Source organism: Streptomyces sp. NRRL S-31 (assembly GCF_000718775.1).
GTDB lineage: Bacteria > Actinomycetota > Actinomycetes > Streptomycetales > Streptomycetaceae > Streptomyces.
The window spans coordinates 1-23,941 of the sequence record NZ_JOCB01000118.1 but is presented as its reverse complement, the minus strand read 5'-3'; the positions used below and the strand labels follow the sequence as shown (position 1 = coordinate 23,941).

Sequence of the window (23,941 nt, the reverse complement as noted above, 5' to 3'; positions counted from 1 at the left end):
AGGCTGGGGGGTCCGAGGGGGCTGGGTGGGACGCCGGGTGTCCTGTGGTTGGCGGGCCTCTTCCGTGTCCCCGGCCTCTCGGACGGCCTGCGGGTCCTCCGCCCCGCCCCCGGCGATCGCGAAGCGGTAGGCGTTGGACTCCCCGACCCAGTCGCCGTCCTGTCCGCGCCGCTGTACGACGGCGGCGTTCGCGGTGACCTGGTCGGGTACGGCGTCGGAGGCGAGCGCGAGCCGGACCCGGACGCTGACCGTCCGGCCGGGCGGCACGGTGAACCCCGCGAACCCCGTGCCGTCCAGCACACCGACCAGCTCGTGCGCGTCGGTGGCCTCGAAGGTGACCGGCCGGGTCCGGGAGCCGTCGTCGAAGTCCAGCCGGGGCTGGTTCGGCCGCAGCGCGCGCTTGTCGTCCGCGAGGACCACGACCGGGTGGATGCCGGTGCAGGTGCGGCCGGTGGTGTTGGTGAGGTCGATGTACCAGGTGCCCTGGCCGCCGCCGGCCTCGTACGACGGGGGCCCGCCCCGGATGCGGGTGGCCAGCGGGAAGGCCCGCGCGTCGGCAGCGGCGCAGGACGGGGTCGCGTCGGCGCGGGCGGCGTGCGGTGGCCTGGCGGTGGTGGCGGTGGCGGTGGCGGTGGACGCGGTGGTGGCCGCTGCGGCCAGGAGGAGGGACAAGGATGTGCACGGTCGCATGAACACATGACCATGCCGGGTGCTCGGGGACGCCCGGCGCCGCCACGCCGGGTCCCGGGTGCCGGCCGCCCGGCCAGCGGAGCGGCATCACCGGGTCGGGTCATGGGCGGCGGGGGTCTGCCGACCGGTGCGGGTGCGTTGTGGGTTGCGGCCGGTCGCGCGGTTCCCCGCGTCGCTTCGGGGCACGGGCCGCTGCGGGCACGTCGTGGCCGGTCGCGCAGTTCCCCGCGCCCCTTCAAGGCACGGGCTACTGCGGGGCGTCGCACGGCTGCGGGCACGTCGTGATTGATCGCGCCGTTCCCCGCGCCCCTTCAGGGCACGGGCCACTACGGGACGTCACACGACTGCGGGCACGTCCTGGCTGATCGCGCCGTTCCCCGCGCCCCTTCAGGGCCTCCGTGCGACGGGTGTCAGACGTCGCCGCGGCCGAACAGGGGGGCCAGCAGCAGTTGGGCGGCGCCCTCGGCCACCACCCGCTCACCCCGTGGAGCGACCCGTACCGGGATGTGCTCCCCGCCTGCTCCCTCCCGCCGGGCCCGTGCCCTCAGCACCTCGCCGACCCCCCGGACGTACGCCTCCGGCGCCCCGGCGACCGTACGCCCGCCGAGCAGCACCACATCGATGTCCAGCAGCCCCACCAGGTTCCCGGCCGCCACGCCCAGCACCCGCGCCGCCTCCGCCACCTCGCCCCGTGCCGCCGCGCCGAGGCACAGCACCTCCACGCAGCCCCGGTCGCCGCACTCGCACAGCGGTCCGTCCAGCTGGACCACCTGGTGCCCGAACTCCCCCGCCCCGGTCCGCGCCCCGCGGTGCACGGTCCCGCCGATCACCAGTCCGGCCCCGAGCCCGGTACCGAGGTGCAGATAGGCGAAGGACCCGCCCGCCGCGTCCCCCGCGCCACCGGCCGCCAGCCCGAGCGCCGCCGCGTTGGTGTCCTTGTCCACCACCACCGGCACCCCGAGCCGCTCCGCGAGCGCGTCGCGCAGCGGAAAGCCGTCCCACTCGGGAAACCCGGTGACCCGGTGCAGCACCCCGCGCGCGTGGTCCAGCGGCCCGGGCAGTGCGACCCCCACGCCCACCAGGGACCGGACCCCCGCCAGTTCCCCGTCCCCGGTCAGCTCCCCGGCCACCGCGCGGACCGCCGCGCGGACCGCCCCCAGCACGGCCTCCGCCCCGGCCCCCAGGTCCAGCGCCGCGCGCCGCTCCGCCACCACGGCGCCGTCCAGGTCCACGAGCACCACGCGCAGTTCGTCGCGGTCGAGGTGCACCCCGACGGCGTGCCCCGCCTCCGGCACCAGCCGCAGCACGGTCCGCGGCTTGCCGCCGGTCGACGCCCGGTGCCCGGCCTCCGCCGCGAACCCCGCCTCCCGCAGCCGCGCGGTGATCTTGCTGACGGCCTGCGGGGTCAGCCCGGTGCGCTCGGCCAGCTCCAGCCGGCTGATGCCCGCGGCCCCGGCCTCACGCAGCAGCCCCAGCACCAGCGCGGTGTTGTGGCTGCGCACCAGACCGAGGTTTGCCCCCGCCGGCCGGCCGCCCCGCGGCGCCGTACCCGCCGTGGCTCCCGCCGTGTCCCTCGCCGTCGCGCTCGTCCTGTCCACGCTCCCATTGTCCTCACCGCTTGCACTTCCGCAACAGCGTTGCCAAAGTGGAGGGCATGACTGCTACCCCCCTCCGCGTCGGCCTGATCGGCTACGGCCTCGCCGGCTCCGTCTTCCACGCACCGCTGATCGCCGCCACCGAGGGCCTCGCCCTGGACACCGTGGTCACCTCCAACCCGGAGCGGCAGCAGCAGGCCCGCGCCGAGTTCCCCGACGTGACGCCCGTCGCCGCCCCCGAGGAGCTGTTCGACCGCGCGGACGAGCTGGACCTGGTCGTCATCGCCTCCCCGAACAAGACGCACGTGCCCCTCGCCACGGCCGCCCTGAAGGCGGGGCTGCCGGTGGTCGTGGACAAGCCGGTCGCCGGCACCGCGGCCGAGGCCCGCGAGCTGGCCGCCCTCGCCGAGGAGCGCGGTCTGCTGCTCTCGGTCTTCCAGAACCGCCGCTGGGACAACGACTTCCTGACCCTGCGACGACTCCTCGCGGACGGGGAACTCGGCGACGCCTGGCGCTTCGAGTCCCGTTTCGAGCGCTGGCGCCCGCGGCCCAAGGGCGGCTGGCGGGAGTCCGGCGACCCGGCGGAGATCGGCGGCCTGCTCTACGACCTCGGCAGCCACGTGATCGACCAGGCCCTGGTCCTCTTCGGCCCGGCCACCGAGGTCTACGCCGAGACGGATGTCCGCCGCGCCGGCGCGGAGGCCGACGACGACACCTTCATCGCGCTCACCCACGCGAGCGGGGTCCGCTCCCACCTCTACGTCTCCGCGACGACCGCCCAGCTCGGCCCCCGCTTCCGGGTGCTGGGCTCGCGCGCGGGCTACGTCAAGTACGGCCTGGACCCGCAGGAGGCGGCCCTGCGCGAGGGCAGCCGTCCCGGCACCACCGCCGACTGGGGCGCGGAGGACGAATCGCTGTGGGGTCGCGTCGGCTCCGGCGAGTCCCCCCTCTCCGGCGGCGGCACCCCCGTACCGTCCCTCCCCGGCGACTACCCCGCCTACTACGCGGCCGTCGCGGCCGCCCTGCGCGGCGCCGGCCCCAACCCGGTGACCGCCTGGGAGGCGGCAGCCGCCCTCGACGTACTGGAAGCGGCCCGCAGGTCCGCACGAGACAAGGTGACGGTGACCCTCTGATGCGCCAGACCATCCCCCAGACCACGGCCGGGACCACCCCGGCGCCGGCCCCGACCGTCGAGGAGCTCCAGGCGCAGCAGAGCCGCCTGGTCTTCGAGCGGTTCACCCACGACGACGCCTGGGCGCTCGGCTCGCTCCTGGTCGAGCTGGCCCGGGAGCGCCGGCTGCCGGTGGCCGTCGACATCCACCGCGCCGGCCAGCAGCTCTTCCACGCCGCCCTGCCGGGCTCCGCCCCGGACAACGACGCCTGGATCGCCCGCAAGCGCCGGGTGGTGGAGCGCTACGGCGCCCCGTCCTACCTGGTCGGCACCCGCTTCCGCGCCAAGGGCACGACGTTCGAGGAGTCCTCCCGGCTCGACCCGGACACGTACGCGGCGCACGGCGGCTCGTTCCCGATCACGGTCGAGGGCGTCGGCGTGATCGGCGCGGTGACCGTCTCCGGTCTGCCCCAGCTGGAGGACCACCGGTTCGTGGTGGAGGTCCTGGAGAGGTTCCTCGGAGTTTCGGCCGACTGAGGGAACGGCGGGAATCGGCACGGGGTGCCCTCCGGTTGGCAGTTGGCGAAGGCATGATGATCACGGCACCGTCCACCACCGGAGGGACCCACCCGATGACCACCGCACTGAAGGAGACCGTCGGCCGGTACGGCGTCTGGAGCATCGAGCTGCGCTCGGAGGACCCGGACCGGCGCGGCGAACTGGACGAGGCCGCGGCCGAACTGGAGGAACTCGGGTACGGCGCGATCTGGCTGGGCGGCAACAGCACCGCGGATCACGCCGCCCCGCTCATCGGGGCGACGCGGCACATCGTGGTCGGCACCAGCATCCAGAGCGTCTGACAGCAGGACGCCGCCACGTCGGCGACCGGCTTCACCGAGGTGGAGGCGGCCCACCCCGGCCGCTTCGTGCTGGGACTCGGGGTGAGCCACGGCCCCTTGGTGAAGGACTACCGCCGCCCGTACGCGGCGATGACCGGTTACCTCGACGAGCTGGACCGGGCGGGCGTCCCCGCCGACCGGCGCGTGCTCGCCGCGCTGGGCCCCAGGATGCTGGAGCTGTCCCGGGACCGCGCGGCCGGCGCGATCCCCTACCTGGTCACGCCCGAGCACACCGCGGACGCCCGCGGGACGCTGGGCGAAGGGCCGCTGCTGGCCCCGGAGTTCAAGGTGGTGCTGGAGCCCGACGCGGACCGCGCCCGGGAGACGGCGCGCGCCTACCTGGGCCGCTATCTCCAGCTCCCCAACTACACCAGGAACTTCCTCCGCCTGGGCTTCACGGAGACCGACCTCGCCGACGGCGGCAGCGACCGGCTCATCGACGCGGTCTTCGCCTGGGGCGACGAGTCCCGGATCCGCGAGCGCGTCACCGCCTTCCACGAGGCGGGCGCGGACCACGTGGCCCTCCAGGTGGTGACCGGGGGCACCGGCGACACCCTGCCCAGGGAGCAGTGGCGCCGACTGGCCTCTCTCCTCGTCTGAGACCGCCCCGGCCCTTCCGGCGGGCGCCCCTCGGCGCCCGCCGGCTTCCCGGCCGCCCCCGGCGGAGCGCCTACGCGTCCTTCAGCTCCTGCCGCTGCCGTCCGAGTCCGCCGATCTCCAGCTCGACCACGTCCCCGGCCCGCAGGTACGGCTTGGGCTCGGGCCGCCCCATCGCCACTCCCGCCGGCGTCCCCGTGTTGATGACGTCCCCGGGGTACAGGGTCATGAACCGGCTGAGGTACCGCACGACCTCTCCCACGGGGAAGATCTGCTCGGCCGTCGTACCGTCCTGCTTCAGTTCCCCGTTCACCCACAGCCGCAGCGACAGGTCCTGCGGGTCGGCCACCTCGTCGGCCGTCACCAGCCACGGGCCCAGCGGGTTGAACGTCTCGCAGTTCTTCCCCTTGTCCCAGGTCCCGCCCCGCTCGATCTGGAACTCCCGCTCGGAGACGTCGTGTGCCACCGCGTACCCGGCGACGTGCGCGAGCCCCTCCTCCGCCGAGTCCAGGTAGCGGGCCGTACGCCCGATGACGACCGCGAGTTCGACCTCCCAGTCGGTCTTCACCGAGCCGCGCGGCACCAGCACCGTGTCGTGCGGTCCGACGACCGTGTCCGGCGCCTTGAGGAAGACGACCGGCTCGGAGGGCGGCTCGGCACCCGTCTCGCGGGCGTGGTCGTGGTAGTTGAGCCCGATGCAGACGACCTTGCCGATGCGGCCGAGCGGCGGCCCGACGCGGAGTCCGGCCGGGTCCAGCGCGGGCAGCTCACCGGCCTCGGCCGCCGCCCGTACCCGGCCGAGCGCCGCGTCGTCGGCGAGGAGCGTGCCGTCGATGTCGTCCACGAGGCCGGACAGGTCCCGGAGGGTCCCCTCGGCGTCGAGCAGTGCGGGGCGCTCCGTCCCCGCCGTACCGACTCGCAGCAGCTTCATGGTCACCATCTCCCTCGATCGCGGGGCGCCCGGCCGATGAGTGCGGCCATCGGAGGACTGGCCGATCCTCCAATTCCGCTGTCCACTCCGCAAGACCCTGTTCAGGGACTGGACCGCGACCCGGCCCCGCTCGGCGGTACGGAGGGCGGGCCGCTCAGCGGTACAGCAGGGTCTGTTCCGCCGCGCTCCACGCCGTACTGGTGACGATGTACAGCGCGGCGGCCAGCGGGACGACCGCCACGGTGACGAGGGTGAAGAAGGACAGGAACGGGGTGACGCGGGTGACCGCGGCCAGGCCGGGGACCTGGTCGCCGCCGGCGACGGGGACCGGCTGCCCGGCCGTGGTCCGCCGGGCGCGCCGGTAGTTGGCGGCCGCGACGGCCGCCACGACGGCGAAGAGGCCGAGGTAGACCAGCCCGGCCGGGCCGAACACCCCGCCGTCGGAGAGCGCGTCGGCCCAACGGCCGCCGAGCGGTGCCGCGAACAGCCGGTGGTCCAGCAGGGCGTTGCTCCCGCCGCCGATCGTGGTGCCGGAGAAGAGGTGGTAGAGCAGGAAGAAGGCGGGCATCTGGAGCAGGCTGGGCAGGCAGCCGGCGAGGGGGGAGACCTTCTCCTCGGCGTGCAGTTCCAGCACCGCCCGCTGGAGCCGCTCGGGGTCCGCGGCGTGCTTCTCGCGCAGGCCGGCGATTCTCGGCTGGAGCGCGGCCTGGGCACGCCGGCCGCGGGCGGCGGCCCGGGACAGCGGGTGCACGAGGAGCCGTACCAGCGCGGTGAACAGGACGATCGCGGCGGCTGCCGCCGAGGCGTGGAAGAGCGGGGTCAGCAGATCGGCCAAGCTTTCGACCAGATGAGCGAAAACAGACATGGGTGAGCCCTCCGGGGGTCTCGTCGTGCCGGAAGTGACCGGAAAGCGACCGGTCATGAGCGGAGAACGGCAGGACGAGCCGCGCGGGGTCACGCGCAGACGGGTGCGGGAACGTGCCCTACGCGGCGGTCGCCGAAAGGGCGTGTCCGGGGGCTCTGGGCCGCCGCCGGCCGGGCGCGTCGGGATCGCGCTGGGACAGGAAGGCCGTACGGCGGGTCCGGTCGCGTATCGCGGTGCGGACGCGGTGCGGGGGTACGGCCGGCACGCCGCGCGCGGCCAGCAGCGCGCAGACACCGAGCGTGGCGGCGGTGGTGGCGGTCGCGGCGAGGGCGACGGCGGTGGTGAGGCCGCCGGCGCCGAGGAGGGCCGCCTGGAGCAGCAGCAACTGCGCCAGGAGCATCAGGAGGGCGAGGGGGCGCGTGGCGACGGCACCGCTGCGCATCGGCACTCCCCCTTTTCCTCACGTCCGCCGCCGGCGCGGCGGGCGTCCCCGTCAGTGTGCCAGGTGCGCGGGCTCGGTCTGAAGGGGCTCCAGCAGCCGCTTCGGCCGCAGCAGCGCCCTGCTGACCGGATCCGCCGGAGCGGTGTCCAGTCCCGGTCCCGGCACCATGACGACGTCCGGGACCGCCACGATGGTTCCGCAGGCCGCGCAGTGCCCGAACGGCTCGACCTCGCCGCCGCAGTCCGCGTGCCGGAAGATCCGCAGCCGGGTGTCGTCGATGTGCTCGCGCCCCCACTGGCCGAGGGCGCGCAGCACGGGCCACAGTGCGGCACCGCGCTCGGTGACGACGTACTCCTCCCGGGGCGGCGCCTCCTGGTACCGGCGCTTCTCCAGGATTCCCTGCTCGGTGAGCGTGCGGAGCCGGGCCGAGAGGACGGCGCGCGGGATGCCGAGGTGAACGAGGAAGTCGTTGTAGCGCCGGACGCCGTAGATCGCGTCGCGGACGACGAGCAGCGTCCACCGCTCGCCGACGACCTCCAGCGCGCGGGCGATGGAGCACTCCTGCGTCCCGTAGTCCTTGCCCAGTGCCATGCCCTCCACTGTAACCACTTCCAGCTCGTCGGTTCAGTCATCGAACCGACGGTGCTACGGTGACGGTGACAGGTCAGTTCAATGACCGAACTCACAGATCGGACCGAACCGGTCACCCCGTCGGCAAAAGGCTCCGCCGGACTCGACAGCATCGGACCGCACCGGGGCCCGGAAGCACAGAACAGGACAAGGCCATGGCCCGGCTCGACTCCGCCTCCACCCACTCCCCCACCGCCGTATCCGGCGCCGCCGCCCGGGACGCCCCCGTACGCCCGCGCGCCACCCTGGCCCTCACCAGCGCGGCCACCGCCGTCGCCCTGATGACGTACACGGCCCCGATGGTCACGCTGCCGGACACCGCGACCGCCCTGCACACCCCGCTCTCCGCCCAGGCATGGCTGCTCAACGGCACCCCGCTCGGCCTCGCCGCCCTCCTGCTGGTGGCCGGCAGCCTCGCCGACGACCACGGCCGGCGCCGGGTCTTCCTCGCCGGCACCCTGGCCCTCGGCCTGACCACCGCCCTCGGCGCGCTCACCACGTCGACCTGGCAGTTCACCCTGGCCCGCATCGCCCAGGGCGCGGCCAGCGCGGCCCTGCTGGCCAGCAGCCTCGGCCTGCTCGTCCACGCCTTCCCGAGCCCTCGCGGCCGGCTGCACGCCACCGGCGTCTGGGGCGCCTTCGTCAGCGGCGGCATCGCCGCGGGCCCGCTGCTCGCGGGCGCGCTGCCGAGCTGGCGGCCGGCCTACGGCGTCCTCGGCGCCGCCGCCCTCGCCGTCGCCGCGCTCGGCCCCCGGGCGCTGACCGAGTCACGCGCTCCGCGCGGCGGCCGGCCGGACGTGCTCGGCGCGCTCACCTTCGGGCTGGCCCTGGTGGCCCTGGTCGCCGCCCTGACCCTGGGCCGGGACGGCTGGCTGCGCGCCCCGGTCGGCCTGCTGCTGGCGGCGGCCGTCCTGCTCGTCGCCGGGTTCGTCGCGGTGGAGCGCCGGACCGCCACCCCCATGATCGACCTCGGACTGCTGCGCCACCCTCCCTTCCTGGCCTCCTCCGCGGGCGGCCTGTTCACCGGCCTGGCCGTGATCGGCACGTTCAGCTTCCTGCCGGCGCTGCTCCAGCAGACACTCCGGCTCTCCCCACTGGCCACGGCCTGGCTGCTGCTGCTCTGGTCCGGCCTGAGCTTCGTCGTCGCCCTCCAGGTCAAGCACCTGAACGGCCGCGTCGGCCCGCGCACCCAGCTCGCCCTCGGCTTCGCCCTGCACACCGTCGCCACGGTGACGATGCTCGGCGCCGTCGGCTCCGGCACCTGGACCCGGCTGCTGCCCGGCCTGATCATCAGCGGCCTCGGCAGCGGCCTGCTCAACGGCGCGCTGCCGCTGCTCGCCGTCGAGTCGGTACCGCGGGAGCGCGCCGCGATGGGCTCCGGCGCCCAGCAGACCTTCCGGTACATCGGCTCCTGCGCCGGCGTGGCCCTGACCATCGCCCTCGCCACCTCGGCCGGCACCCCGGCCCGGGGCGCGGACACCGCCCTGCTGGTGTCGGCGGGCCTCGCGGTGGCGGGAGCGGTGAGCGTACTGGCGCTGCGCGAGCGCCCGTGACGCGGACGGGCAGCCGCCCCGCCGCCCCGCCCGCCCGGGCTCACCTGGGCCACATGGCCACCAGCCTCGCCCACACCACCATCCGGTAGCGGGAGGTGAACTCCGGGGTGCAGGTGGTCAGGGTGAGGTGGTAACCCGGCTCGTCGTACCCGTACCCGTACCCGGACCGGACGAGCGAGCGCGGAACGGGCCGGAGCACCCCCGAGTCGCGGGCCGACCGTCCGCGGCAGGATCGCGTCGACGGCGTACGTGTACGTCGCCGACCGCGTCTCCACCCGAATCGGATCCCCCCGCCGCAGCCGGGGCAGGTACCGGAAGGGCTCGCCGTGCGTGTTCCGGTGCCCGGCGAGCGCGAAGTTCCCGGCCCGCCCCGGCTGCCGGGTCCCGGGGTAGTGGCCCGCGTAGCCCTTGTTCAGCACGTCCGCCTTGCCCACGCCCTCCGCGACGGGGACCCGCAGACCCAGCCGGGCGATGGTGAGCACGGCGTACGCCCGGGACGGTCGGGACGGCCGGGGCAGGGTCGCGGGGCCGGGCGCGCGCCGGGGCGCCCGGGACTCACCGGCCCCACCAGGCCCCTTCGAGGACTCGGCCGCCGCGGGACCCACCGGGCGCCCCGGGAGCACCGGAACCGGGCGACCCCCCGGAACCACCGGAAGCCCCGCCGGCACCCGCCGTACCGATCCCCCACTCCCGCTCCAGCGCCGCCACCTCGCGCCCGGCCCCGCGCCGCGCCTCCCGGTCGGTCCACCACAGCTGGTGCACCACCAGCAGCAGGAGCACCACCCCGGCCGTCACGAGCACCTCGCCCCCGCCCCACAGCACCCGCCTGCCCCGGGCGCGCCTGCGCCGGTCCCGGTGCCCCACGACCCGCACACCCGCCGCACCCCGCATCCGCAGCCCATCTCCCACCGGAGCCGCCCGCACGATAGGCGCGGCGCCCGCAACCTGCCAGAGGCACGGCGGCGGAACACCCTCCCCCACGGCGGGAGGCCCCGCACGCCCACCGGCACCCGGGCCCCGTACCCCGACCACCCGGCGCGCTCACCGCCGCCCCCCGTGCCCGTCCCCTCCCCCACCGCGCCTCACTTTTGTCACCGCGCGGCAGTACGGTGTCCCCCATGCGCCCCGACACGCCTGCCGAGAACGTCGACCACTCCGCCGAAGCGGCACGCCTGGAGCGAACCGCCGGCCTGTACCCCGAGGACGCCGAGACCCTGCTGCTCCGGGCGGCGGCCCACCTGGAGCTGTCCGGCGACCGCCCCGCGGCGACCACGCTCTACGACCGCCTGCTCGGCTCGTCGGCGGGGCTGGACGATCCCCACCTGGTACGGGCCCTGAAGGCGTCCAACCTCTGGGAGTACGGCCACGAGGCGGAGGCCAGGGCGATCATCGACGGCATCCGCGCCACGGCCCCCCGTGACCCGGGCCCCTGGGTGATCGTGGCGGAGGCCCTGGAGTCCCACGACGAGCTGGAAGCGGCCGCGGAGACCTTCACCGAGGCGGCACGCCTGCTGCTGCCGGACGCGACGGAGCCCTCCCCCGCCCTGCACCCCGTCCTCTACGGCCGCCACCGCGTCCGCCGCATGCTGGGCCTGCCGCACGACGACTGGGACACCCTGGCGGACACCCTGCACACGTCCCCGGTTCCCCTGGACGAACTCCACGACCCGAAACGGGTGTGGTCCCTGGGCTCGGACAACCCGGCGGAACTGGAGGCGGAGATCTCCCGCCTCCGCGCCGAACTGGGCGCCTACCGAGCAGCCCTCTCCCGCCCGTTCCCGGTGGCGGTCCTCCACTGGCCGGCACCGGAACTGGCCGAACTCCTCTCGACCTACCCGGCCCTGTCGGCCGAGTACCCGTCCCACACCGAGCACCTGACGACCATAGAGTCCTCCCTCCGCGAACTCGCCGGCTCCGGCACCCCCAACCTGGGCATCGTCACGGGCACCGTCCCCTCGTACGAGGCCTTCGCGGCATCGGAGGGCACGTCCCCGGACGACGCGACCCTGCTCCCGCAGTACGCGACGACGCTGGCATCACGGGGCCGCGCCACGGCTTGGCCGCCTGAGCGGGGGGTGGAGTGCTGGTGCGGCGCCGGGAGCACCTACGCGGTCTGTCACGGAGCCTGAAGTCAGCGGACTAGGCTTGCGAACGTGTCCGAAGACCCCCTGTGGATACCGCCGGAAGGCTCCTGGGCCTCGTCCGCGGCACGTCGTCGCAACATGCAGGCGATCCGTAGCCGGGACACCAAGCCGGAAACGCTGATCCGGCGGTTGGTTCACGCCCGAGGTCTGCGCTACCGCGTCGCCGCACGCCCCTTGCCGGACCTCCGCCGGACGGCGGACATGGTCTTCCGTCCGGCAAAGGTGGCCGTGTTCATCGACGGCTGTTATTGGCACGGCTGCCCCGAGCACTACGTCCCGCCCAGAACCAATTCCGGCTACTGGTCGGAAAAGGTGATCCGCAACGTAGAACGGGACCGGGACACGGATCAGCGCCTCAGGAACGCCGGGTGGCTCGTGCTCCGCTTCTGGGAGCACGAGCCGTCAGACGCCTGCGCTGACAAGATCGCCGCGGCTGTCCGCCACCGACGGGACGCTGACGATAGACGTACCTGACACCGGAATGGCCATCTGCTCTGGATGCGGTACGACCGACGTACCATCGTTGGCGTCCAGTTCATAATCGCAGAGAAGTTCATCGCGGAGCTCAGGCCTGAGCACTGCCGCAATAGCACGCCCCACCGCCTCAGCCACCGGAGGCGGGAAAGCGTTCCCCACCTGCCGGTACTGAGCCGTCTTCCTCCCCTGGAACTTCCAGCCCTCGGGGAAGCCCTGGATAATCGCGGCCTGCTCTACCGTCAGCATGGGACCAGCAGGACGGAAGAGGTCCCGCTCCGGATCGCATTTCCCGGGCTCGTTGGCGACACCCATGCCGTCCACACCCAGAAGCTCCCAGGCCCGCTTGGCCCGGGTCGGCCCGAGGTCCGCGCCACCATGCTTCTTCGACCCTCCAACGAGGGTAGGAGCAACACCCCGGCCCAGCTCTGCCGCCGTGGAAGCCGCACGCAGCCAGTCCTTGAAAACATCCTGCCCTGTACGCTCTCCCGGCTTCGCCCGCTCACCGTGGACATTCTTGTCCCAGTACATCCGGCAGCGCGCCTCCATGCTCGCGGCAAGCTCTCCGACGACTGTCGCTTGTTCTCCCTTGACTCTGCTTGGCCACACGAACTCAGCACCGGTCTCTTCCAGCACATCTTTATGGATCAGCACCAGGATGGCTCGCGGACGCAGCTGCGGGACACCGAATTTACTCGCGTCGATACGGCGCCAGACTTTCCGCATAACACGATCCTGTTCAACAGCGGACCAGCTGGCCTTGATTTCCGGGACCAGATATCCCAGCTCACGCAGCTCACTCAGGATATCCCGGCGGTAGTCAATGAAGAACTCCGGAGGCTCTAGAATTCCCCGGACATTCTCAATCATCACGGCCCGCGGCAGGAGTTGGCGGATAATCCTCAGTGCATCCGGGAAGAGGTCACGCTCGTCATCTTTACCCAAGCGCTTGCCAGCCAGCGAGAACGGGGGGCACGGAACGCCACCGGCCAGCAAATCCAGCCTTTCCCCTCCAGTCTCCAGGCCAGCATCCGCATCCGCATCCGGCTTGAGGAATTCCTTCACATCCATGGGCTCAAGCCCATCGGCCTGCCCTTCGCCCCACCCCGGCCACTTGGCCACGTTCGCCCGGAGGGTGGCCACTGCATGCGCGTCCCACTCCACGAGAGCAAGGTGGTCGAAGCCCGCGCTGTGCAGCCCAACGGCTTGCCCGCCCGCACCGGCACAGATCTCCACCGAGGTCAGTGGCCGGGTGAACTGCGGACGCTCACGACCGCTGGCGCTCATAGCGTTCCTTCCAGGATTGACTCAAAACCGAGGTCAAGTGTCGCAGAGCCCATGATCACTTGCTGGCCCTTGAGCACTCAACACCCACGAGTCTCCCACTGTCTCAGCCCAGGCCACCTCGGTGGCCAGGGCTGAGGGCACGGAACACCGCACACCCTGTGATCTCACTCACCAGACTTCTCGGCAAGTGCTACAGGGCGGCCCACGCACAGCGCGTGCAGGCAGCGGCCGCCCTACACACCGCCGATGTGCCGCAGCAGCGCCTCGATGTCCCCAGGCGCCAGTCCAGCCGCCACGGAGGGCTCTTCCTCGAGGTCGGCAAGTTGCTGCACGGTGGGGTCGTCAAGGATGCGGCCCATGAACTCGAGCTTCTGATCCAGCCGCACCTCGACGACTTCGTCGATCGTGCCGCGTGCCGCGATCACAGTGACCCGCGTCTCGGTGTCCGGAGCAAGACCGAGCCGATGGATCCGGTCCAGACTCTGAAGGTAGCGGCCCGCCATGAAGTCCCGGTCCACGTAGACCGCGTCATGGCACACGTGGTGGAGACTGATCCCCTCTCCCAGAGTCGCCGGGTTGGAGATCAGAACCATGCAGCTGGGGTCCTCACGAAAGCGGCGCAGTTGCTCCTCCCTGTCGGGCGTGCCGCCGTACACCACGGCAGGGCTGTACTTCTGAAGCATCTGGGCCAGGGTGGTCAGGCTGCGCACGAAAGTCGTCCACACCAGGGTCTTACGGCCCTGCGCGGCATTTTCGGCGATGATCGCCAGCGCCTCCTTGTACTTGGGGGACAGCTCGTAGTCCGGCAGGTCCTGCATCAGCGAATACAAGGAGCTGCCGGCCGGGATCTCCAGCGGGGGCAACTGGTAAACGAGCGGCTCGTGCTTGGTGGCGCCTTCCAGCAGCAGGGCCGGGCTGGTCGCCGCCATCAGCAGACGGAGCGCTGTCTTGCCGAGCGCACTGAGGTCATCGCGTGCGGTGCCGTTGGACATGCCGCCCACCAGGGAACTGTAGATTTCGGCGTGCAGGGCCGGCATGTCGACGTAGCGCATTCGTAGCGTCATCGGCGGCAGGCCGAGTTCCTGCTTGGTTGTCCGGGTGAACAGCGGCCGCAGCACCGTGCTCGCGTAGGCGAGGTCTCCGCCCGCTACCGCCCGGGTCACCGCCCGCTGGCCGTGGCCCGGCCAGACGAAGCCCATAAGGTTCTCCAGGTCTTTGGCACCGTTCGGAGCGGGCGTCCCGGTCAGGATGAGACGGCGTTCGGCGAGCGGACCCAGCGCCATGCATGCGGCACCGTACGTGCCCCGCGCGCCCAGCTTCATCCGGTGGGCCTCATCAAGGATGATCATCGAAGGGGCGGCTTTGAGCCAGTTCGCCAGGAGCGGCAGCGAGCGGTCCAGCCGCTCATAGTTGACGATGAGCACCTCGGCCCACTCGTCCAGAGAACCGTCGAGCACATGGGTGCGCAGCGGGTAGTTGAAGCAGACGGCGGTCTCGTAGCGCCACGACTCATAAGCCGACTTCGGGCAGACCACCAACAGTCTGCTGGCGGCGCCCCTGGCCCGCTGAGCGGCATAGACCGCGAGCGCCACACGGGTCTTGCCGGCACCGGGCACGCTGAAGTTCGCTCCGTGCCCGAGGGAAAGGAGCTTGGCGACGTCCCGGCGCTGGAAGGCGTTGAGGTCTTCCTTCCAGGTCTCTCCAAGCATGCTCAGTACGTCATCGGCAGCGACCTCCGGGGGCACCGCGGAGTCGGCCAGCCGCTCTTCGACCAGCCTGGAGTCCTTGACCACTCCAGAGACGAGCTTCCGGAGTTCCGGGGCCCACTCCACACCGGCCCGGTCGGGCCAGCCGCTGAGGACGGGCAGGTTCACCAGGAGTTCGTCCAGCGCCACTGAGGCGGAGAGCGGGCCCAGCTGGCCGCCGGTACGGAACCGGCCGGCCAGCTGGACGAGGTCCTGCCGGTACTGCTCAGTGGTCCGCAGGACCACCCGGGTGCGCGAATCATCGAACCCGAGGTGCAGGGACGTTTCCGTCACTGGGTGCCCTCCGCGGTGGCGGCTGCGAGGAGCCAGGAGACACCGTCGCCGGGGTTCGGGATCCCGCGCCCGGCCTGCTGGGCGAGCTTGCGCAGACTGCCCCGGAGCTTGAGTACGGCCTCGTCGAAGGCCTCCTCGTCCAGGCTGTTCGAGGTGCGTGCCTGAACCAGCTCGATGACGCACTGGTCGATGTTGACGCACGCGTCCGCGAGCCGGGCCGGCGCGAGCTGCTTGCGCTTACGGAGCCGGGCGTCACGGCCGGCGTTCTCGATTGCCTGGTCGAAGGCGTCCTTAGCCTGGTCGAGCAGGGCCTGAGCCGAGGACTTTTCGCTGTCGGGCAGCCCTGCGCTGGTATCGCGGACCATAGCTGCGGCCCGGAGAATACGGTCGTTCAGCGCACGGGCCGCCGATACGGCCGACGTGGTCGCCGGCACCTCCAGGTCCAACCCGGGGATGGACACCGACTCGGGCTGGGCAGCGGTCCCGCTGTCGGCCAGTTCAGGCGGCAGCACCTCCTCCAGGTACCCCTCCTTCAGGAACGCCTCATCGATGTGCCGCAGGTCCGTCTTCGAGAAGTTCAGCAGGATCGCGGCCAGACGCCGCTCCTTCACGATTTCAGCCTGGTCCCGGTCCAGAGTCTCCAACTTCGCGTACAGACGCTGAAGTTCCTTGAGACGCTCCTGCGCCCCCTCCCAGTCAACGAGCCTCAACGCGACTCCCCCACCGCTCGCACTGCGGTTGTTCAGCTCCTTGATCGTGCTGAGAATCCACCGCTCCTGGTGGTAGGTCGCCGTCCGGATCCGGAACTCCTTGGCGATCTGCTCGGGCGTCCGGCCCATCGCCGCCTGCTCTTCCATGGCGATCAGCCGGTTGATGTACGAGTAGTCGCGCCGCTGGTCCTGGCGGAGCTGGAGCGCCAGCTCCACGGCGTCGATGTCGGCCTGCGTGAACGACGACGGGAGTACGCCTACCCTCATCGACTGCTTGTGCAGCTCCCGCAGGGCGACAGCACGCGTGTTGCCGTTCACCAGGACGCCGTGGTGGGTCACCAACCCGGGTTCGTTCTGGCCGAACTTGTCCAGGTCCTCCTTCAGCTTGTCGAAGTCGGGATCCCGCAGATTCGGGTCAGAGGGCTTGGCCTGGAGCAGGCTGCGCAGGTAGTCCTGGCCAGCCTCTCCGAAGGGGTCCTTGTCCAGGTTCCGGTCCTGGTCCGGCTTGTGGCTGCGCTGGGCACGGATCCGGTGCGTACCAGGGTTGAGATAGAGGTCGTTCAACGGCAGGTCGATCACGTCGACATGGATCTGCTGTCCGTTCCAGTCGACCGTGACGGTCTCCCGGGTGCCACCTGCGGCCCTCGCCTCCTCCAGCCTCTTCTTGATCAGCTCACTGACCGTCTCCGCGCGCGGCGGCGGCGGGAACTCCCGCACCATGTTCTTCCTCGTCCCTTCTGTTGCCGGTCCTGTCAGCTTGCGTTGCCGGTCCTGGATCAGTCGGCCAGGTCACCGATGGCCTGCGCCACCGCTGCGCGCGACTCCTGGGGCAGCGTCCGGTAGACGCCCCAGATCTTCTCGATCGGGCTGAACGAACGCTGGTCGGCGTCGATCCACTTCGCGAAGAGACGCCGCTCCACCGACGAGAGGCTCTCGACATGGCCCAGCAGCGCCCCGAGGTCAACCTCGCGGTCCGCCCCGCCGCCGGTCCCGCACTTCTTGCACTCCGTTACGAGCTGATAGTCCGCGATTCCGTCAGACTGGAGCACCTTACGACGGGAGACATTGAGCTTGGCGAGATCGATGCCGCCGTCCTCGTACGCCTCGCCGGCACCGATGCCACACGACCGGCACAGGTGGTTGTCGTCCTGAAGGACCTTCGCGCGCTGAGCGGCGGTCAGGCTGCTCTTGTGCTTCGGCGCCTTCGACTTGCCGGGGATCCACACGTCCGCGCCCTTGGCCACGAACCGCTGCTCCTGCTGGAGCAGGGAGGGGTCGTCGCGATTCGTGTCGATCTGCCAGCCGTGGTCCCGCAGGTCCCGCAGCCTGCGGTCGATCTGCGCGACGTCCGGGAACGTCTCGCGCAGCTGCGCCTTGGTGAAGATGTTGCCCTCCCCCACGACGGAGACCAGCCACAGCGCTGCCCGAATCATGCTTCCGAACTTCTTGTCCTGGTAGGACGGGATCTCTTCCATTAACGCCTCCGTGAACTCGTGCCAATGGCTCGCGTTTTATTCCGGAGCGTGCCGCAACTGCAACTGACAGTGCACGCAGTGCACGACACATGGGCTCCGCTTTCCCCCGCTCCTCAGCGGCGTATCTAGCTGACACCACAACAGTAATGCTGTCCAGCCCCTTTCCCGCTTGCGCGGGCTAAGCATTCTCTGCGGTCTGAACTTGCTCATTGCGAGCAAGTTCAGACCGCAGAGAGGCAACGGGAAAAGCTGGCGTAGGAGGGTCAGGATGGGGGCACAATTGCCCAGTCACAAGCAGGGCTTGGGGGCGGCGACGCTGGCCGCACCTGAGCGATCCAGGGAGGGGTAACTGCATGTCGTCAGCTGGACGAAGCCCGGCCACCAGAAGGGGCTGGCTGGACCCCGGCAAGCAGTTCAAGGATGGCGTACGCCCCAGGAAGCGCCAGCTCGGCTTGGCGTTGCGGGACTTGTGCCGCCTTCTCCAGTCAGACGATCCGGGGGAAACGGGCAGAAGACCACTCAAGCAGGCAGAGGCGGCAAAACGACTAGAGTGCACCGCTGACGAACTGTCGCGTTATCTGAACGACGCCAGGATCCCATCCCAGGGCTTCCTTGAGCGTTTGCACAAGGAAGCTTGCGCCGACGCCGCTGCCAGCGGTCAGGATGTCGTTATCAGTCTGGAAGCACTGCTAGGTCTCCGATCCAGCGCCCTAGGGGAACAGCGAGGCTGCGAGTACTGCCTGGAGATGGGCGGCCGAATCGATTCGCTCATTCAGCAGCTGAACGCCCCCTGTCCGGCGTGCGCGGCGCACCAGCGGCAGCAGGAGGCCCGTCGGCAGCAGCGGAAACGGCTCGCCGCCCGGCTGCGGGCCGCCAGGACAGAACAGGCAAGACTGCGGATGGCGGTGGCAGATTTGAAGGTCACGGTGGCCGATTTAAAGACCGCGCTGGCTGAAAAAGCCGCCACGGAGGCCGGCCTGCGTGAACGTCTGGCGGCGGCCCTGCGGGAACTTCCGGCGGCGGCACAGGATGCCAGGGCTCAGCTGCCGGTCCCCCGTCGGCCAAGGGACCGGCAGCTGAGCACGAAGGACGTATCGGCGACACGGCAGCTGGTGACACAGGCTGAGGAGCTGGACAGCTCCGGCCGGGAAGACCTCGCCCTCACCCTGCTCCGGCAGAGCACGACAGAACTGCTCACCCCGGCTGAGACCGCGCTGGTGGTGACAGAACTCAGATATCGCGAGCGGGACCGGCTGGCTGACGACCTCATCCACGTCTACGGCCGGGACCAGGAAAATCAGGACGTCATGGCGGTAGCCCTCGAGCTGCACGAGGAAGGCGCGCCAGACGACGCCGGCGCCATACTGCGAGCCGCGCTCGGTTAGCGCGCCGGCGCTCGGCCACTACCGGTCAGGCCGCGTCCGACTCCTCGGCCTCGTAGCACGTCTGGGCGCGGTCGAGGAAGTCGTCGGGATCGTGCCCACGTGCGACGGTCCAATGGAGCAGGCCGGCGATCAGCTTGACCGCGGACTCCTCAAGGCTCGTCTCCCAGCTCCGCCCTTGCCGCTCCAGAGCATCTCCAGTGCTTTGGTACGCCTCCAGCACACCGACAACGCGCTCAACCCGATAGCAATCCGCTCCCGAGCTGAGTGGTACTTCGCACCACACCGCCTTGCCTACGGCGGTAGGAGTCGCGCCCCAGCCGGCGGTCAGGCCCGCGACGAGATGCAGGCCCCGGCCGCACTCGTCGTGGCGCCCCACCTTCCTGGCGACCGGCAGTACAGGGCTCCTGTCGTGGACCTCCAGCCGCAGCCGGTTGCTCCTCCACTCCAGTACCAGTGCTGCCACCGCACCGTCCCCCACGTGCTTGACAACGTTCGTCGCCAGCTCGGTGATGAGGACTACAGCCTCGTCGACAGCTACCGGCATTCCCCACCGGGTCAGCTGCCTCGCCGCCGCGTTCCGCAGCAGGCGTACCTCAACTGGCGCCGCCTTGAAAGGCAAGACGCAGCACAGCCGGCCATCAGTCGTTCCGGAGATGGGCATGGCCACCCTTCCTCCCAGGCCACGCACATGCCTGCGCCCGCCGTATCCGAACGGCTGCACTGCGTAGCGGTCCGGGTTGAGCATGGCATACGAGAACTCTCGCTATGCAACTTCTCATGAGTCCCGATCGAGTGAATCCGGTAGTGAGGCCGGTCCAGCGCTACCTAGCCTGTGGAGATCCCGAAGCCGCCATCCCGGTACACGGCGAAGGAGCCGAATGTCTGAACGAACCACCACTCGCCGACGCCAGCTTGGCGCGACCTTGCGTAAGTTGCGTGCTCGCAAAGGACTGACGCTTGAGGAAGCCGGGCGGCTCGTCGGTGTCTCGAAGGCGACGGTCAGCCGGTACGAAACTCAGGCCGGGCCAGTCAGGTGGATCGTCGTTGAGGCTCTGTGCCGTGAGTACGGCGCAACTGAGGACGAGACAAGGGCCGTCATTGGTCTGGCGAAGGACGCCAGGCAGCAGGGCTGGTGGAACTCTTTCGCGGACTCGATCCCCGAGAGCATGAACCTGCTGCTCACCCTTGAGGACGACGCAGTCCGCGAGAGCCACTTCTCGTGTGTGTACGTGCCCGGCCTCCTCCAGACGCGGGCCTACAGCACCGCACTTCAGAGGGCCAACGAAGTGCCCCTCGCCCGTGAGGAGATCGAACGTCTCGTTGACATCCGCATGAAGCGGCAGGAGATCCTCATGCGCCCGAAGCCACCGCGGTTGTGGGCGATCCTCGATGAGTCGGTCATCCGTCGCGTCGTGGGATCACCTCAGCTCATGAAAGAGCAGCTCGGCCGGCTGCTCGAAGCGAACGAGTCGCCCCACATCACCCTCCAGGTACTGCCCTTCTCCAAAGGAGCGCACGCCGCGGCGCTGGGAAGCTTCGTCATCATCGGTGGGCCCGAGTCGGCCCTTGATGTGGTGTACGTCGACTTCCACGCCGGCTCGCTCTTCCTGGAGAAGGACGAGGAACTGGACCGTTACCGACTTGCGTTCGAGTACCTTCAGGCACAAGCGTTGGACATGGAGTCCTCGTCCGCCATGATCCATCGCGCCCTCAAGGAGCTGTGAATGTCCGTCGGCACTCAGCCCACTACCGAGCCCAGGTGGTTCAAGTCGTCCTACAGCGGTGGCAACGCGACCGAGTGCGTTGAGTGTGCGTACGTCAGCAACGGCATCAGCGTCCGGGACTCGAAGTGCACCGACGGGCCAGTCATTGCCGTTCGCACGAGCGCTTGGCTCTTCTTCCTGAAGTCATTGGTTCACCCCCAGCCACTGGACCGCTGAGCGCCAGCAGCTGAGACGCGGTGCCCGCTCCGTCGTTCTGCGGATTTAGGCGAGCACCCGAGTCGTCGGCCATGGTGAGCGGTCTCTTCGTGCCCGTCTGAACCGGGACACGGTAGCCATGAACGCCTGGCCGGTTCGGCGGCTCGTAAGTCGGGGGTGACCCGGGCGCCGCCCCAGGATGTGCGGCGCCCAATCGCGTGCTATGCCGTCGGCGCCAAGTCCGCGCGGCCGAACAGCAGCGCGTAGCCCGGGGGGAGTTGGGTCAGGAGTCGGGTGGTCAGGGGTTCGCCGATGTGGGCGGAGAGGGTGCTCAGGACCGAGCTGACGTCCCAGCGGGCCGTGGCCGGGGTCGAGCCTTCCATGCGGGTCGCGACCGCGTCGACGAACTCGCGGGCCGTCAGGGGGTCGGCCGCGGGGATCTGGGAGGCGATGGCCCGGCCCGCCTCGGGGGGCAGCGCCTGGGCCAGGGCGACGCGTTCGTCGCCGGTAGTGTGGCCGCCCAGGGCCGACAGGACGACGCGGGTGATGCGCTCCGCCTCCGCCCGCGTCGGGTACTGGCCCGCCTCGCGTACCGCCTCGGTCAGCTCCAGCCAGCCGGCGTCCTCGGCCGCGTCCCGGGCGCGTGGGCGCAGCGACGGGGCGGGGGCGGGGATGGTCGTTCTGGGCTGCGGGGTCGTCACGGTCATCGTGGTGGCTCCTCCTCCGGGACACTTCGGGGCACCGCAAGCCCGGTACCCCGTAAAGCGAGGGACATGAGCGGGAGTTCGGCCAATGTGCGGCATGTGGTGTCTTGTGGGGTGTGGTGCCACCGGGCGAGGTGGGGTGCCGCCAAGTGTGCCGGTGGGGGCTTCGGGGGTGGTCCGTGTCGAGCGTGCCGGCCGGAACCGCCCGCATCCGACTCCATTCCGGCCCGGTCCCACCTGCGCGTTAGCCTCAGGGCAGACATAACGGATGTCATAAAGGATGTCCGACGGATGACAGACGGACACAAGGAGGCAGTCATGGCCAGGGTTCCCAGCGCGGTCGTCGCCGCTACCGGACTCGTCGGCGGCTACGGCGTCGCCCGCTGGACGAAGAAGCGCCAGCTCGGCGGGGTCGTGCTGGCCACTGCCGGGGCCGCCGCCGCGCAGCAGTGGCGGGCGCGGGCCGGCGGGAAGGCCGCGGGCGCGCTGACCGCCGCCTATGTCGCCGCCTTCGCCGGGTCCCACCCGCTCGCCAAGAAGATCGGCGCCTGGCCGTCCGTCCTCGGTGTGGCCGGCGCCGTCGCCCTCGCCTCCTGGGCCGTCGCCGACCGCAAGGCCTGACCCCGTCGCGGCTCCGCCCTCGTACCGCCCGCTACGACGCCTTCTCCCGGAACGCCTTCCGGTACCCCTGCGGGTTCGTGCCCACCACCTTCCGGAAGCGTTCCCGGAAGGCCGTGGGCGAGCCGAACCCCGCCTGGGCGGCGATCCGTTCCACCGGGTGGTCCGTCGTCTCCAGCAGGTACTGGGCCCGCCGCACCCGCGCCCGGTGCAACCACTGGAGCGGTGTCGTGCCGGTCTGGTCACGGAAGCGGCGGTTGAGGGTGCGGCTGCTCATCTCGGCCTTCGCCGCGATCTCCTCCAGCGTCAGGTCACGGTCGCAGTGGTCCTCCAGCCAGCGCAGCAGCGGCTCCAGGGTGGCGCCGGCGGGAGCCGGGGGCAGGTCGTGCACGATGAACTGGGCCTGCCCGCCCTCCCGTTCCAGCGGCATCACGGACATCCGGGCCGCGTGCGCCGCGACCGCCGAGCCGAAATCCCTGCGGATCATGTGCAGGCACATGTCCAGGGCCGCGGCGGCGCCCGCCGAGGTGAGGAACTGGCCGTTGTCGACGTACAGGACGTTCGGGTCGACGGTCACCCGCGGATACAGCTCCGCCAGCCGCCCGGCCGCGAACCAGTGGGTCGTCGCGCGCAGACCGTCCAGCAGGCCCGTCGCCGCGAAGAGGAACGCCCCCACACAGATCGACGCGATGCGGGTGCCGTCGGCCGCCGCCGCGCGCAGGGCCTCGGCGACCCCCGGCGGCAGTTCCTCCGGCAGCTCCGCGACCCCCGGCAGGATGATCGTGTCGGCCTCCGCCAGCGCCTCCAGGCCGTACGGCGCCCGGACCGTGAAGGCACCCGCGCCGACCTCCTCCCACGGCGAGCACACCCGCACCCGGTACGGCTCCCGGCCGTCGGGCAGCCGGGCCCAGCCGAAGGTGTCGACGGGGGCGGAGAGGTCGAACGGGATGACGCCGTCCAGCGCCAGTACGGCCACGGTGTGCATGGCAGGAATGTAGCGGTACGACGGGATGCCGCCCGACCGTGTACCAGAGGAGCGAGGGAGCGAGGCAGCGAGGAGGGTCGGGCCGGTGGCACGCTTCGACCGGTGGCGGGAATCCGTCGGGAGGTGGCAACCTCGCCACTTCTGCGTGATCGTGCCGGCCCCTAGCGTCGCCCCGTGACCCAGTTCCTCCTCGCCGTCCACGTCATCGCCGCGATCCTCGCCGTCGGTCCCGTCGCCGTCGCCGCCAGCATGTTCCCGCCCGCCGCCCGCCGGGCCCTGGCCGCCGGTCCCGGGGAGTCCGGCGACCCCGGGGAGTCCGGCCCCGAGGGCTCCGCCCCGGCCGGGACGCTCTGGCTGCTGCACCGGATCTGCCGGGTGTACGCCGTCGTCGGCGTCGTCGTCCCGGTGTTCGGGTTCGCCACCGCGAGCCGGATGGGCGTACTCGGCAGTGCCTGGCTGATCGTGTCGATGGCGCTCACCGCCCTCGCCGCCCTCGTCCTCCTCGCACTGGTGCTGCCGGCCCAGACCGCGCTGCTCGACGGGGCCGGCACCCGGGCGCACACCGCCCGGCTCGCGATGTCCACCGGGTTGTTCAACCTGCTGTGGGCCGCCGTGACCGTCCTGATGATCGTCCGGCCGGGCTCCACCACCGGCGCCTGACGTCACGGACGCCGAGCCGATCCGCCGCGCCGGAACCGCACGCCGCACGCCGAGCGTCAAAAAGCCGAACGCCGGACACGAGACACCGGAGACCGGCTCCAGCGCCGTACCGGCTTCAGCGCCCGGCGCTCACGCCCCGCTCACGCCCCGCAAGCCCCGCACGCCCCGCACGCCCCGCTCACGGCCGGCTCGCCGCCGGCGGTGCCGTCGGGCCGCGGCCCGGGCCGC

24 protein-coding genes and 3 pseudogenes are annotated in these 23,941 nt (G+C 71.3%); 11 read left to right on the top strand and 16 right to left on the bottom strand.

Annotation, left to right across the window (positions count from 1 at the left end):
* Together IF37_RS0133685 and IF37_RS0133680 are read right to left on the bottom strand one after the other, a co-directional pair.
* A pseudogene (locus tag IF37_RS0133685) lies at nucleotides 1-696 on the bottom strand (hypothetical protein); the annotation flags it as partial.
* A gap of 404 nt (nucleotides 697-1,100) precedes the next feature.
* Nucleotides 1,101-2,195, bottom strand: coding sequence for an ROK family transcriptional regulator (locus IF37_RS0133680; protein WP_030751587.1), 1,095 nt, complete (start codon nucleotides 2,193-2,195; stop codon nucleotides 1,101-1,103).
* 149 nt (nucleotides 2,196-2,344) lie between these two features.
* Between IF37_RS0133680 and IF37_RS0133675 the strand changes: the two genes are divergently transcribed.
* The 3 genes and pseudogenes from IF37_RS0133675 to IF37_RS40045 all read left to right on the top strand — a co-directional run bounded on the left by IF37_RS0133675 (nucleotide 2,345) and on the right by IF37_RS40045 (nucleotide 4,895).
* A complete protein-coding gene (locus IF37_RS0133675) occupies nucleotides 2,345-3,418 on the top strand; it encodes a Gfo/Idh/MocA family oxidoreductase (protein ID WP_030751584.1) in 1,074 nt (357 codons plus the stop codon).
* On the top strand, nucleotides 3,418-3,933 hold the full coding sequence (locus tag IF37_RS0133670) for a heme-degrading domain-containing protein (RefSeq protein WP_030751581.1): 516 nt from the start codon (nucleotides 3,418-3,420) through the stop codon (nucleotides 3,931-3,933). Before IF37_RS0133675 ends, IF37_RS0133670 begins: the two co-directional genes overlap by 1 nt.
* Before the next feature lie 95 nt (nucleotides 3,934-4,028).
* Nucleotides 4,029-4,895: pseudogene (locus IF37_RS40045) on the top strand (LLM class F420-dependent oxidoreductase).
* A gap of 70 nt (nucleotides 4,896-4,965) precedes the next feature.
* Here the strand turns inward: IF37_RS40045 and IF37_RS0133660 are convergent.
* The 4 genes from IF37_RS0133660 to IF37_RS0133645 all read right to left on the bottom strand — a co-directional run bounded on the left by IF37_RS0133660 (nucleotide 4,966) and on the right by IF37_RS0133645 (nucleotide 7,730).
* Entirely contained in the window at nucleotides 4,966-5,823 is an 858-nt protein-coding gene (locus IF37_RS0133660) for a fumarylacetoacetate hydrolase family protein (protein ID WP_030751579.1), read from the bottom strand.
* A 154-nt stretch (nucleotides 5,824-5,977) separates the two neighbouring features.
* Nucleotides 5,978-6,688, bottom strand: a complete 711-nt coding sequence (locus IF37_RS0133655) for a membrane protein insertase YidC (protein WP_030751576.1) — start codon at nucleotides 6,686-6,688, stop codon at nucleotides 5,978-5,980.
* A 118-nt stretch (nucleotides 6,689-6,806) separates the two neighbouring features.
* Nucleotides 6,807-7,130: a DUF6412 domain-containing protein gene (locus IF37_RS0133650; protein ID WP_030751573.1), complete on the bottom strand. Its 324-nt coding sequence runs from the start codon at nucleotides 7,128-7,130 to the stop codon at nucleotides 6,807-6,809.
* Nucleotides 7,131-7,181: 51 nt separating this feature from the next.
* Entirely contained in the window at nucleotides 7,182-7,730 is a 549-nt protein-coding gene (locus IF37_RS0133645) for a helix-turn-helix domain-containing protein (protein WP_030751570.1), read from the bottom strand.
* A gap of 185 nt (nucleotides 7,731-7,915) precedes the next feature.
* On the opposite strand from IF37_RS0133645, the gene IF37_RS0133640 reads away from it, so the two are divergent.
* Nucleotides 7,916-9,313: an MFS transporter gene (locus IF37_RS0133640; RefSeq protein ID WP_030751567.1), complete on the top strand. Its 1,398-nt coding sequence runs from the start codon at nucleotides 7,916-7,918 to the stop codon at nucleotides 9,311-9,313.
* A 40-nt stretch (nucleotides 9,314-9,353) separates the two neighbouring features.
* Here IF37_RS0133640 and IF37_RS46705 read toward each other — a convergent pair whose 3' ends face one another.
* The 3 genes and pseudogenes from IF37_RS46705 to IF37_RS46695 all read right to left on the bottom strand — a co-directional run bounded on the left by IF37_RS46705 (nucleotide 9,354) and on the right by IF37_RS46695 (nucleotide 10,222).
* Nucleotides 9,354-9,512 carry a hypothetical protein gene (locus IF37_RS46705; RefSeq protein WP_367647139.1) on the bottom strand — a complete coding sequence of 53 codons (159 nt, stop codon included), beginning with the start codon at nucleotides 9,510-9,512 and terminating at the stop codon, nucleotides 9,354-9,356.
* Between the two features lie 91 nt (nucleotides 9,513-9,603).
* Nucleotides 9,604-9,732 (bottom strand): annotated as a pseudogene (locus tag IF37_RS46700) (sortase); the annotation flags it as partial.
* 136 nt (nucleotides 9,733-9,868) lie between these two features.
* On the bottom strand, nucleotides 9,869-10,222 hold the full coding sequence (locus IF37_RS46695) for a hypothetical protein (protein WP_158727432.1): 354 nt from the start codon (nucleotides 10,220-10,222) through the stop codon (nucleotides 9,869-9,871).
* A gap of 209 nt (nucleotides 10,223-10,431) precedes the next feature.
* Between IF37_RS46695 and IF37_RS0133630 the strand changes: the two genes are divergently transcribed.
* Both IF37_RS0133630 and IF37_RS42965 read left to right on the top strand, forming a co-directional pair.
* The gene (locus tag IF37_RS0133630; protein ID WP_030751563.1) at nucleotides 10,432-11,442 is read left to right on the top strand and encodes a hypothetical protein; all 1,011 of its coding nucleotides are present in this window, start codon (nucleotides 10,432-10,434) and stop codon (nucleotides 11,440-11,442) included.
* A 24-nt stretch (nucleotides 11,443-11,466) separates the two neighbouring features.
* A complete protein-coding gene (locus IF37_RS42965) occupies nucleotides 11,467-11,931 on the top strand; it encodes a very short patch repair endonuclease (RefSeq protein ID WP_079166009.1) in 465 nt (154 codons plus the stop codon).
* Here IF37_RS42965 and IF37_RS0133625 read toward each other — a convergent pair.
* The 4 genes from IF37_RS0133625 to IF37_RS0133610 form a co-directional block, all read right to left on the bottom strand.
* Nucleotides 11,860-13,218 carry a DNA cytosine methyltransferase gene (locus IF37_RS0133625; RefSeq protein ID WP_037857672.1) on the bottom strand — a complete coding sequence of 453 codons (1,359 nt, stop codon included), beginning with the start codon at nucleotides 13,216-13,218 and terminating at the stop codon, nucleotides 11,860-11,862. The two genes, IF37_RS42965 and IF37_RS0133625, sit on opposite strands and share 72 nt — an antisense overlap.
* Before the next feature lie 233 nt (nucleotides 13,219-13,451).
* A complete protein-coding gene (locus IF37_RS0133620) occupies nucleotides 13,452-15,257 on the bottom strand; it encodes a DEAD/DEAH box helicase (protein ID WP_030751557.1) in 1,806 nt (601 codons plus the stop codon).
* Complete coding sequence (locus IF37_RS0133615) at nucleotides 15,254-16,687, bottom strand: hypothetical protein (protein ID WP_030751554.1); 1,434 nt, start codon at nucleotides 16,685-16,687, stop codon at nucleotides 15,254-15,256. Before IF37_RS0133615 ends, IF37_RS0133620 begins: the two co-directional genes overlap by 4 nt.
* A 56-nt stretch (nucleotides 16,688-16,743) precedes the next feature.
* Nucleotides 16,744-17,442 (bottom strand): hypothetical protein, encoded by a 699-nt coding sequence (locus IF37_RS0133610; protein ID WP_030751551.1) that lies wholly within the window; start codon nucleotides 17,440-17,442, stop codon nucleotides 16,744-16,746.
* Nucleotides 17,443-17,795: 353 nt separating this feature from the next.
* Here IF37_RS0133610 and IF37_RS44690 point away from each other — a divergent pair, with 353 nt between their 5' ends.
* Entirely contained in the window at nucleotides 17,796-18,827 is a 1,032-nt protein-coding gene (locus tag IF37_RS44690; protein ID WP_158727431.1) for a hypothetical protein, read from the top strand.
* A gap of 25 nt (nucleotides 18,828-18,852) precedes the next feature.
* On the opposite strand, the gene IF37_RS0133600 is transcribed toward IF37_RS44690, so the two are convergent.
* Nucleotides 18,853-19,488 (bottom strand): ATP-binding protein, encoded by a 636-nt coding sequence (locus tag IF37_RS0133600; protein ID WP_037857670.1) that lies wholly within the window; start codon nucleotides 19,486-19,488, stop codon nucleotides 18,853-18,855.
* Nucleotides 19,489-19,705: 217 nt separating this feature from the next.
* Here IF37_RS0133600 and IF37_RS0133595 point away from each other — a divergent pair, with 217 nt between their 5' ends.
* Both IF37_RS0133595 and IF37_RS0133590 read left to right on the top strand, forming a co-directional pair.
* Nucleotides 19,706-20,551, top strand: a complete 846-nt coding sequence (locus tag IF37_RS0133595) for a helix-turn-helix transcriptional regulator (RefSeq protein ID WP_030751543.1) — start codon at nucleotides 19,706-19,708, stop codon at nucleotides 20,549-20,551.
* Entirely contained in the window at nucleotides 20,552-20,767 is a 216-nt protein-coding gene (locus tag IF37_RS0133590) for a DUF397 domain-containing protein (protein ID WP_030751540.1), read from the top strand.
* Nucleotides 20,768-20,967: 200 nt separating this feature from the next.
* Here IF37_RS0133590 and IF37_RS0133585 read toward each other — a convergent pair whose 3' ends face one another.
* Nucleotides 20,968-21,453 (bottom strand): DUF2267 domain-containing protein, encoded by a 486-nt coding sequence (locus IF37_RS0133585; protein ID WP_030751537.1) that lies wholly within the window; start codon nucleotides 21,451-21,453, stop codon nucleotides 20,968-20,970.
* A 315-nt stretch (nucleotides 21,454-21,768) separates the two neighbouring features.
* On the opposite strand from IF37_RS0133585, the gene IF37_RS0133580 reads away from it, so the two are divergent.
* The gene (locus IF37_RS0133580) at nucleotides 21,769-22,071 is read left to right on the top strand and encodes a hypothetical protein (RefSeq protein ID WP_030751535.1); all 303 of its coding nucleotides are present in this window, start codon (nucleotides 21,769-21,771) and stop codon (nucleotides 22,069-22,071) included.
* 31 nt (nucleotides 22,072-22,102) lie between these two features.
* On the opposite strand, the gene IF37_RS0133575 is transcribed toward IF37_RS0133580, so the two are convergent.
* Nucleotides 22,103-23,053 carry a GlxA family transcriptional regulator gene (locus IF37_RS0133575; RefSeq protein WP_030751530.1) on the bottom strand — a complete coding sequence of 317 codons (951 nt, stop codon included), beginning with the start codon at nucleotides 23,051-23,053 and terminating at the stop codon, nucleotides 22,103-22,105.
* 174 nt (nucleotides 23,054-23,227) lie between these two features.
* On the opposite strand from IF37_RS0133575, the gene IF37_RS0133570 reads away from it, so the two are divergent.
* On the top strand, nucleotides 23,228-23,713 hold the full coding sequence (locus tag IF37_RS0133570) for a hypothetical protein (RefSeq protein WP_030751527.1): 486 nt from the start codon (nucleotides 23,228-23,230) through the stop codon (nucleotides 23,711-23,713).
* Nucleotides 23,714-23,941: the final 228 nt, after the last annotated feature.

Coding starts and splice junctions, on each gene's coding strand:
- IF37_RS0133585 (WP_030751537.1), bottom strand. CDS start 21,453: ATGACCGTGACGACCCCGCAGCCCAGAACGACCATCCCCGCCCCCGCC.
- IF37_RS0133580 (WP_030751535.1), top strand. CDS start 21,769: ATGGCCAGGGTTCCCAGCGCGGTCGTCGCCGCTACCGGACTCGTCGGC.
- IF37_RS0133600 (WP_037857670.1), bottom strand. CDS start 19,488: ATGCCCATCTCCGGAACGACTGATGGCCGGCTGTGCTGCGTCTTGCCT.
- IF37_RS0133660 (WP_030751579.1), bottom strand. CDS start 5,823: ATGAAGCTGCTGCGAGTCGGTACGGCGGGGACGGAGCGCCCCGCACTG.
- IF37_RS0133650 (WP_030751573.1), bottom strand. CDS start 7,130: ATGCGCAGCGGTGCCGTCGCCACGCGCCCCCTCGCCCTCCTGATGCTC.
- IF37_RS0133670 (WP_030751581.1), top strand. CDS start 3,418: ATGCGCCAGACCATCCCCCAGACCACGGCCGGGACCACCCCGGCGCCG.
- IF37_RS0133655 (WP_030751576.1), bottom strand. CDS start 6,688: ATGTCTGTTTTCGCTCATCTGGTCGAAAGCTTGGCCGATCTGCTGACC.
- IF37_RS0133610 (WP_030751551.1), bottom strand. CDS start 17,442: ATGGAAGAGATCCCGTCCTACCAGGACAAGAAGTTCGGAAGCATGATT.
- IF37_RS44690 (WP_158727431.1), top strand. CDS start 17,796: ATGTCGTCAGCTGGACGAAGCCCGGCCACCAGAAGGGGCTGGCTGGAC.
- IF37_RS0133590 (WP_030751540.1), top strand. CDS start 20,552: ATGTCCGTCGGCACTCAGCCCACTACCGAGCCCAGGTGGTTCAAGTCG.
- IF37_RS0133675 (WP_030751584.1), top strand. CDS start 2,345: ATGACTGCTACCCCCCTCCGCGTCGGCCTGATCGGCTACGGCCTCGCC.
- IF37_RS0133630 (WP_030751563.1), top strand. CDS start 10,432: ATGCGCCCCGACACGCCTGCCGAGAACGTCGACCACTCCGCCGAAGCG.
- IF37_RS0133625 (WP_037857672.1), bottom strand. CDS start 13,218: ATGAGCGCCAGCGGTCGTGAGCGTCCGCAGTTCACCCGGCCACTGACC.
- IF37_RS0133595 (WP_030751543.1), top strand. CDS start 19,706: ATGTCTGAACGAACCACCACTCGCCGACGCCAGCTTGGCGCGACCTTG.
- IF37_RS0133575 (WP_030751530.1), bottom strand. CDS start 23,053: ATGCACACCGTGGCCGTACTGGCGCTGGACGGCGTCATCCCGTTCGAC.
- IF37_RS0133615 (WP_030751554.1), bottom strand. CDS start 16,687: ATGGTGCGGGAGTTCCCGCCGCCGCCGCGCGCGGAGACGGTCAGTGAG.
- IF37_RS0133640 (WP_030751567.1), top strand. CDS start 7,916: ATGGCCCGGCTCGACTCCGCCTCCACCCACTCCCCCACCGCCGTATCC.